This window comes from Actinophytocola sp. (genome assembly GCF_050699915.1).
GTDB lineage: Bacteria > Actinomycetota > Actinomycetes > Mycobacteriales > Pseudonocardiaceae > Actinophytocola.
The window spans coordinates 1-7,789 of record NZ_JBOHGA010000264.1 but is presented as its reverse complement, the minus strand read 5'-3'; the positions used below and the strand labels follow the sequence as shown (position 1 = coordinate 7,789).

The 7,789-nt window shown below is 71.7% G+C and carries 6 protein-coding genes; all 6 read right to left on the bottom strand.

Going from position 1 to position 7,789, the window contains the following annotated elements:
- The coding region (ftsH, locus tag ACRDSK_RS29550) for an ATP-dependent zinc metalloprotease FtsH (RefSeq protein WP_431444641.1) at window positions 1-2,032 on the bottom strand (2,032 nt) is incomplete at its 3' end.
- A 683-nt stretch (window positions 2,033-2,715) separates the two neighbouring features.
- The gene (locus ACRDSK_RS29545; protein WP_431444640.1) at window positions 2,716-3,420 is read right to left on the bottom strand and encodes an ESX secretion-associated protein EspG; all 705 of its coding nucleotides are present in this window, start codon (window positions 3,418-3,420) and stop codon (window positions 2,716-2,718) included.
- The gene (hpt, locus tag ACRDSK_RS29540; RefSeq protein WP_431444639.1) at window positions 3,417-3,971 is read right to left on the bottom strand and encodes a hypoxanthine phosphoribosyltransferase; all 555 of its coding nucleotides are present in this window, start codon (window positions 3,969-3,971) and stop codon (window positions 3,417-3,419) included. The genes ACRDSK_RS29545 and hpt overlap by 4 nt, the downstream gene beginning before the upstream one ends.
- Before the next feature lie 18 nt (window positions 3,972-3,989).
- Window positions 3,990-4,946: a tRNA lysidine(34) synthetase TilS gene (gene tilS, locus ACRDSK_RS29535; protein ID WP_431444638.1), complete on the bottom strand. Its 957-nt coding sequence runs from the start codon at window positions 4,944-4,946 to the stop codon at window positions 3,990-3,992.
- Window positions 4,936-6,036 (bottom strand): zinc-dependent metalloprotease, encoded by a 1,101-nt coding sequence (locus ACRDSK_RS29530; protein ID WP_431444637.1) that lies wholly within the window; start codon window positions 6,034-6,036, stop codon window positions 4,936-4,938. The genes tilS and ACRDSK_RS29530 overlap by 11 nt, the downstream gene beginning before the upstream one ends.
- A 45-nt stretch (window positions 6,037-6,081) precedes the next feature.
- Window positions 6,082-7,789: D-alanyl-D-alanine carboxypeptidase/D-alanyl-D-alanine endopeptidase (dacB, locus tag ACRDSK_RS29525; RefSeq protein WP_431444636.1), on the bottom strand; the 1,708-nt coding region annotated here is incomplete at its 5' end.

Genomic DNA, 7,789 nt, shown 5'->3' with positions numbered 1-7,789 from the left:
GGTTCGGCCGCGGCGGGCCACCGGGCAGCTCGCCCGCGCCGGGCGCGGTGCGGACCGGGGTGGGCTCGGGCTCCTCGCGGACCGGCGGCCACGGCTCGCCGCGCTCCTTGGCCAGCTCGCCGGGCGTCTTGATCGGCGGCTTGTCCGAGGGCGTGCGGCCACCGAACTCGTTGAACGCCGTGATCCGCGGGCGCTTCTCCACCTTCGAGAAGATCCGCTGCAGGTCCTTGCGCTGCAGGGTTTCCTTGTCCAGCAGCTCGATGACCAGGTTGTCGAGCACGTCGCGGTAGGTGTTGAGCACGTCCCACGCCTCGGTGTGCGCCGCCTCGATGAGCTTGCGCACCTCCTCGTCGATCTCGTGCGCGACCTCGAGCGAGTAGTCCGGCGCATGGCCCATCGACCGGCCGAGGAACGGGTCGCCCTGCTCCTGGCCGTACTTGACCGCGCCGAGCCGTGCGGACATGCCGTACTCGGTGACCATCGCCTTCGCGATCTTGGTGGCCTGCTCGATGTCCGACGACGCGCCCGTGGTCGGCTCGTGGAACACCAGCTCCTCCGCCGAACGGCCACCCAGTGCGAACACCAGACGGGCGATCATCTCGGAACGGGTCATGATCTGCTTGTCGTCCTCGGGCACGACGAGCGCATGCCCGCCGGTTCTGCCTCGAGGCAGGATCGTCAGCTTGTAGACCGGTTCCAGGTCCGGCATCGCCCACGCGGCGAGCGCGTGCCCGCCCTCGTGGTAGGCCGTGATCTTCTTCTCCTTCTCGGAGATGATCCGGCTCTTGCGGGCCGGACCGCCGATCACGCGGTCGACCGACTCCTCCAGCGCGACGCTGTCGATCATGGTGCCGTTGGTGCGGGCGGTGAGCAGCGCGGCCTCGTTGATCACGTTGGCCAGGTCGGCGCCGGACATACCGACGGTGCGCTTGGCCAGGCCGTCGAGGTCGGCGTCCGGGTCGAACGGCTTGCCCTTGGAGTGGACCTGCAGGATCTTCTTGCGGCCGGTCAGGTCCGGTGCGGACACCGGGATCTGCCGGTCGAAGCGGCCCGGGCGCAGCAGCGCCGGGTCGAGGATGTCGGGCCGGTTGGTGGCCGCGATCAGGATGATGCCGCCGCGGGCGTCGAAGCCGTCCATCTCGACGAGCAGCTGGTTGAGGGTCTGCTCGCGCTCGTCGTGGCCGCCGCCGAGGCCGGCGCCGCGCTGGCGGCCGACCGCGTCGATCTCGTCGACGAAGATGATGCACGGCGCGTTCTGCTTGGCCTGCTCGAACAGGTCACGCACCCGGGAGGCGCCGACGCCGACGAACATCTCGACGAAGTCGGAGCCGGAGATCGAGTAGAACGGCACGGCGGCCTCGCCGGCCACCGCGCGGGCGAGCAGCGTCTTGCCGGTGCCGGGCGGGCCGTAGAGCAGTACGCCCTTGGGGATCTTCGCGCCGAGCGCCTGGTAGCGGCTGGGGTTCTGCAGGAAGTCCTTGATCTCGTAGAGCTCTTCCACGGCTTCGTCGGCGCCCGCCACGTCGTCGAACGTGGTCTTCGGCATGTCCTTGGGCAGCTGCTTGGCCCGGGACTTGCCGAAGTTCATGACCCGGTTGCCGCCGCCCTGGACGTTGTTCATCATCCACATCAGCAGGATGAGCAGCAGGCCCAGCGGGATCAGGAAGATCAGGATCTGGGTGAGGAACGACTCCTGCGTCACCGTGGTGTTGAACTCGGTGCGCTGGTCCGCGCGTTCCTGCAGCTCACGGTAGATGTCGCCGGTGGCGGCGGCCGGGAACTGCGTGATGATCTGCGTGACCCGCTGCCCGTCCTGCTCGATCGGTTCGCGCAGGGTCAGCTTGAGCCGTTGCTCCTTGTCCTCGAGCTCGGCCTTCTCGACGTTGCCGCTGGTGACCTGCGACACGGCCTTGGAGGTAGGCACTTCCGTGTAGCCGCGCGTGTCATCGAACAACATGCTGATCAAGAAGTAGAGCAGCAACACCACCAAGATCCACACCAGCGGGTTGCGCAGCAGGCGCTTGCGGTCCATCAACTTACGGCCGCGGTGCGGCCCGACCCTCCCTGACTTGCATGTAGGGCGCTACCGCCCCTTACCGGCCGGACAAGGCACTCCGGTCCACCCAGCGTACCGCCCGCAGCGAAGCACCCACGCTGCGAAGTACCCGCGTAGTGCTCACCTCAGGTCAACGGCCGCGGGACGGAATCGGTTCCCGACCTGCTCGCGCAGGTCAGCGCTCCGCACTGGTGGCTCGTGCGGGTGGCGGCCGCTTCCGGCCGCTTCCGGCCGTCGGGCGGGTTCGTCGCCAGGCGCGCCGGATCGGTGCGCCGGGTCGGCGACGGCCCGCCGAGCAACCGGGTCGGCGCATGAACCTGCGTGTCCAGTCCGCCGAGACTCGCCGAGTTGGCGACCTTGCCGCCACGGCGCGGACGCGGGGTTCGCTGCCCGGCGCGCCCGATCGATGCGCCGGACCGCCTCGCCGGGGAGGCCCGCGCCGAGCCGCCAGTTCCTGTGGTCATCGGTGGGTCGTGGTCAGTTCGGTGGTCAGTTCGGTGGGTCAGTTCGGTGGTCGGCGGCCGCCGCCTCGATGGAAACCTGCCCGTACACCCCGTCCCCCTTGCCTCACCGTGTGCGCCGATTCATGCGCGGCGCGTAACCACAGTCGAGATTAACTCAGGGCACCGACAGTCCCGATCGACGCGGGACCAGGGAAGTTACGGACGGTCGCCGGTCACCGAGGTCAAGAGCTCGGTCAGGCGGTGACGGAGCGTGCGCGCGTCAGCGGGGGCGATGGTGATCCACTCGTGACCATCCCGACCCTGTCTCGCGTAGGTCAGGTAGCGGCCGGAGTCGGTGTCGAACCACGACAGCACAGGGGACCGGGAGCGGCCCGCCGGCGTGCGCGCGTTCACCGCGAGCTGCCCGGCCCGGTGGTTGCGCTGGCGCGCGAAGCTGGCCAGGACCTGGCGGTCGGCCTGCGAGCGCCCGTGCGGCAGGTCCCCGGCCGCCACGGTGATCGACGGCTCGGTGCCGCGGTCGGCGGCGGGCAACAGGTCCACCACGGCCGAGACCAGCGACTGCGCGTCGATCTGCCGCAGCCACAGGCCTTCGGCCGTCTGCGTGGCCAGCACGCCCCGCGAGCCCGCGGCGACCGCGAGCGCGCAGACCGTCGGGTCCGGCGCCTGCTCGAACACCGCGTCGATGCTGCGCTCCGCGCGGGACAGCACCGACAGCCAGTCCTCTACCCGGCCGTCGAGCAGATCCCGCTCGCGCAGCTCGCCGTAGACCTGCTGGCGCAGGGCGTTCCGCTCGTCCTCGGTCGTGCCGTGCGAGGACACCTCGATCGGATAGGGCGGCTCCCCCGCGCCGAGCGACTCCCACAGGAAGTCCAGCGTCAGCGGGGAGAGGAAAGCCGTCAAGACGAGTACACCTTCGGGTCGAGCGTGCCGATGTAGGGCAGGTCCCGGTAGCGCTCGGCGTAGTCCAAACCGTAACCGACGACGAACTCGTTCGGGATCTCGAAGCCGACGTAGCGCACTGGCACCTCAACCTTCACCGCGTCCGGCTTGCGCAGCAGCGTGCACACCTCGAGCGAGGCGGGGCTTCGTGACTCCAGGTTCTTCAGGAGCCACGAAAGTGTGAGGCCCGAATCGATGATGTCCTCGACGATCAGGACATGCCGTCCGGCGATGTCCCGGTCGAGGTCCTTGAGGATCCGCACGACGCCCGAGGACGAGGTCGCCGAGCCGTACGAGCTGACCGCCATGAACTCCATCTGCACCGGCACGGTGAGCGCCCGCGCCAGGTCCGTCATGAACATGACCGCGCCCTTGAGCACGCCCACCAGCACCAGGTCGTCGCGGTCGCCGCGCTCCGGGTAGTCGTCGGAGACCTGCTTGCCGAGCTCGCGGATCTTCTCGTTGATCTGTTGTTCAGTGATCAGCACGGAGGCGATGTCGTCGCCGTACACACGGTCCCCTCTCGAAACTCACCCGGACACGCAGAGCCTGCCACGCACCCGGCTCACCTCCAAGCCGCCCGGCAACCACACACCGCCCTGACCACGCCACTCACCGATCAGTGCGTCGACGGAACGCAGATGCCCGTCGGTGAGCTCCGCCGCGCCGGCGTCGAGCAGCCACCGGCGCAGCACCCGGCGGCGCACCGCGGGCGGCTCGTCGAGGAGCTCCGACACCTCGAGCCCGGCCTCCCGGCGGGCGCGTTCGAGCGCGCGTTCGGCGAGGACGTCGAGCGCGGCGGCGTCTTCGCGCAGCTGTGCGGCGGTCCGCGCGAGCGCCGCAGCGACCCCGCCCTGCAGCACGTCCTCCAGCAGCGGCAACACCTCCCGCCGCAGCCGCACGCGGGCGAAGTTCGGGTCGGCGTTGTGCGGGTCCTGCCAGACGTCGAGCCCGAGCGCCTCGCACGCGGCCGCGGTGACCGAACGCGGCACGTCGAGCAGCGGCCGCGCCCACGGCGGATCCAGCCGGCGCATGCCCGCGATCGAGCGCGGCCCGGAGCCGCGGCCCAGCCCCAGCAACACGGTCTCGGCCTGGTCGTCGCGGGTGTGGCCGAGCAGCACGAGCGCGTCGGCGGGTCGTGCCTCCCGCAGCGCGGCGTAGCGCGCCCGGCGAGCGGCGGCCTCCGGACCACCCGGGCCGCGCACGTCCACCTCGAGCACCCGCACCTGCGGGAAACCCAGTCCGTGCAACTGTTTCGCGGCCCGCGCGGCGACGTCCGCCGAGCCGGGCTGCAGCCGGTGGTCGACGACGAGGCCGTGCAACGTCAGCTCGCGGCGATCAGCGAGCTGCGCCGTGGCCGCGGCGAGCGCGAGGGAGTCGGCACCGCCGGACACCGCGACCGCGAGCTGCCCCGAGCCGGGCCCGACCTCGTCCAGCAGCGAACGAACCGCCCGGCGAACCTCGGCGACCGCCTGGCTATCCGGCACGGCCGTGGACGCGGCGCACCCAGGCCGCCGGGTCACTCATCTCCGCGCGCAGCGGCAATGTCTCCGGCGAGGTCCACACTGCGTTGAAGCCGTCCATGCCGACCGCGTCCACCACGTGGCGGGTGAACGCGGCGCCGACGGCGTACTGCTTCACCTTCGCGTCCACGCCGAGCACGGTTCGCAGGATTCGGTCGAGGATGCCGCCGCCCCGGCGCCGCGCGGTGAACCGGGCCCGGATCGTCGCCACGCTCGGCACGACGGTCGGCCCGACCGCGTCCATCACATGGTCCGCGTGCCCCTCCAGCAGCGTGGACAGGGCGATCAGCCGGTCGAAGACCTCGCGCTGCTGCGGCGACTGCAGCATCTCCATCAGCCCGATCGGGCCGGTGCCGGCCGTGTCGTCGTCCGCGCGCCGACGGGCTGTCCTGATCATCTCGGGCAGCCGGGCGAACGCGGTGGTCGCGGTCTCGTCGAGGCCGCTCAGGAACCGGCGGACCTCGCCGGCGAAGTACTCGCGCAGCCACGGCACCGCGGTGAACTGGAGCCGGTGGGTGCACTCGTGCAGGCAGACCCACAGCCGGAAGTCGTCGGCCGGCACGTCCAGAGCCCGTTGCGCGGCAATGATGTTGGGCGCGACGAGCAGCAGCCGGCCGCGGTCGTCGTCACCGCCGAAGGGGTCGTACTGGCCGAGCACCCGGCCGCCGAGGTAAGCGAGCACCATGCCCGCCTGCAACCCGGCGCTGCCGGCGAGGATGGGGGCCATCGCGCCGCTCATCGAACGGCTCGGTCCGAGCGGGATCGCGCCCTCGGTGAGCACGGAGAGCCCTTCCGCGGCGGCGGCCACCCAGCCGCGCCGGTCGACCACGTCGCCCGTCTGCAGCGGCAGTCCGGCGCCGAGCCCGGTCAGGTCGCGGACGTGCGCCTCGGCCGGGCCGGTGACCTCGCGCAGCTGCTCGACGGCACGCTCGGCCTCGTCTCGCGGCACCGGAGGCCCGGGCTTCATGAGGAGCTGCGCCGTGGACACGGCGATCCCCCAGTCGACCGGTGATCGGTTCCCGGTCGCCTCCGCCGAGCCTGCCGCCGCGCTCATGTCACCGACGCTACCCGACGTTTCGAGAAGGCGGCGTGGCGAGCGCTAGCGGCAGCCGCAACCTCGCAGCGTCGCCGCGATCACGTCGAGCGCGTCGCGGACGGCCGTGGCACCGCCGCCGCCGTTCGTCATCAGCGCGAACACGAGCAGCCGGTTATCGGTGTCGAGCACCACACCGGCCAGCGAGTTCACCCCGGACAGCGTGCCGGTCTTGGCGCGCACCCAGCCGCGGCCGTCGGTGCCGACGTCGTCGAACCGGTTGTCCAGCGTGCCCGAGCCGCCGGCCACGGGGAGCCCGCCGACCAACGGCCGCAGCTTGGCCGTGCGCGGGTCCTTGCCGTCCGGCCCGGCCGCGACGCCGAGAAGCTCACCGAAGATCCTGGCCGGCACACGGTCCTCAGTAGACAGTCCGCTGCCGTCGGCCATGTTGACGCCGTCGAGGTCGAACTTGTTCTCGCGCAGGATGTCCACGGTCGCCTTGCTCGCGCCGGCGAAGGACACCTCCTCGCCCGCGCCCTTGGCGACCTCACGCGCGACGGCCTCGGCGAGCACGTTGTCCGACGACTGCAGCATGTTGTCGACGAGCTCGACCAGCGGCGCGGACCGGACCTCGCCGAGGACCTTGGCGTTCTTCTTGGCCTCCGCCGAGGACTCGTCGGCGACGGAGGCGCCGAGCCGGGTGGCGAAGTCCTCGGCGAGCACCCGTGCCGGGTTGGCCGTGCGAGGCGTGTCCTGCTTCTGGGCGTCACCGCGGCCGCCGTCGAGCATGGCGGGGACCATGGGCGCGATGTAGCCGCCGCCGATGTCGGCGTTAGACCAGCCGGGCGCCATGCTGTCGCCCTCGTAGCGGCTGAGGTCGATGCGGACCGAGTCGACCTTGGCGCCGCTCTTCTTGACCTGGTCGACCAGGTCGGAGAGGTGCGCGGCGCCCGGGTAGACGGACTCGACGCCGGGCTTGAGCGAGGACAGCGTCGGGTCGCCGCCGCCGACGATGATCACCTCACCGGGCTGGTCGCCCTCGACGACGCGGGTGGTGAGCTGCTGAGTGTGGTCGAGGCTCAGGAGGGCCGCCGCGGCCGTGAGGATCTTGCCGGTGGACGCGGGGACGAGCGGCGTCGTCGGGTCGCTCTCCCAAAGGGTCTCCTTGGCCATGGGGTCGTAGACGATGCCGGTGAGCGTGCCGAGCTCGGCGGCCGAGGTGGGCCCGGAGAGGGCGGCGCTGACGCCTTGCGGAGTCGGTGCCGGGGCGTCGGCGCCGGGGGCGCGCAGGCCGGGGCTGAAGTCGACCGGCGGGGCGGGCGGGGCGACCGCGACGTCCGCGCCGGTGGTGATGCCGAGATCGTCGGACAGCCCCGGCACGGCGAAGACCACGCCCGCGGCCACCGCGATCACCGCCACCAGGGCGATGGCCGTGATGAGGAGCGGCTTGCGTTTCCTGGTCTTGCGCTTGGTTGGTTTCGCCGGCGCTTCCCGGACTTCCCTGGGCAGGGTCTCCCGAGGTGGCGCTTCGCGGGGCGGGGCTTCTTGCGGCGACCAGAGCTTCAGCGGCTGGAGGAACTGGGTCGCCTCGTTCTGGCTGTTGCGCTGCTCCTGCGGCGGGCGGAGGAACTGGGTCGCCTCGCCGCGGAACCCGGTCGGGGGCGTCTTCGGCTCGACGCGGCCGTAGGGCCCGCCGATCGGCGGCGCCGGCCGGCGGTCCGGCGGGGCGTCGTGCCGCGGGTGGGTCGGGCGTCCGCCCGGCCTGGTGCCGGTC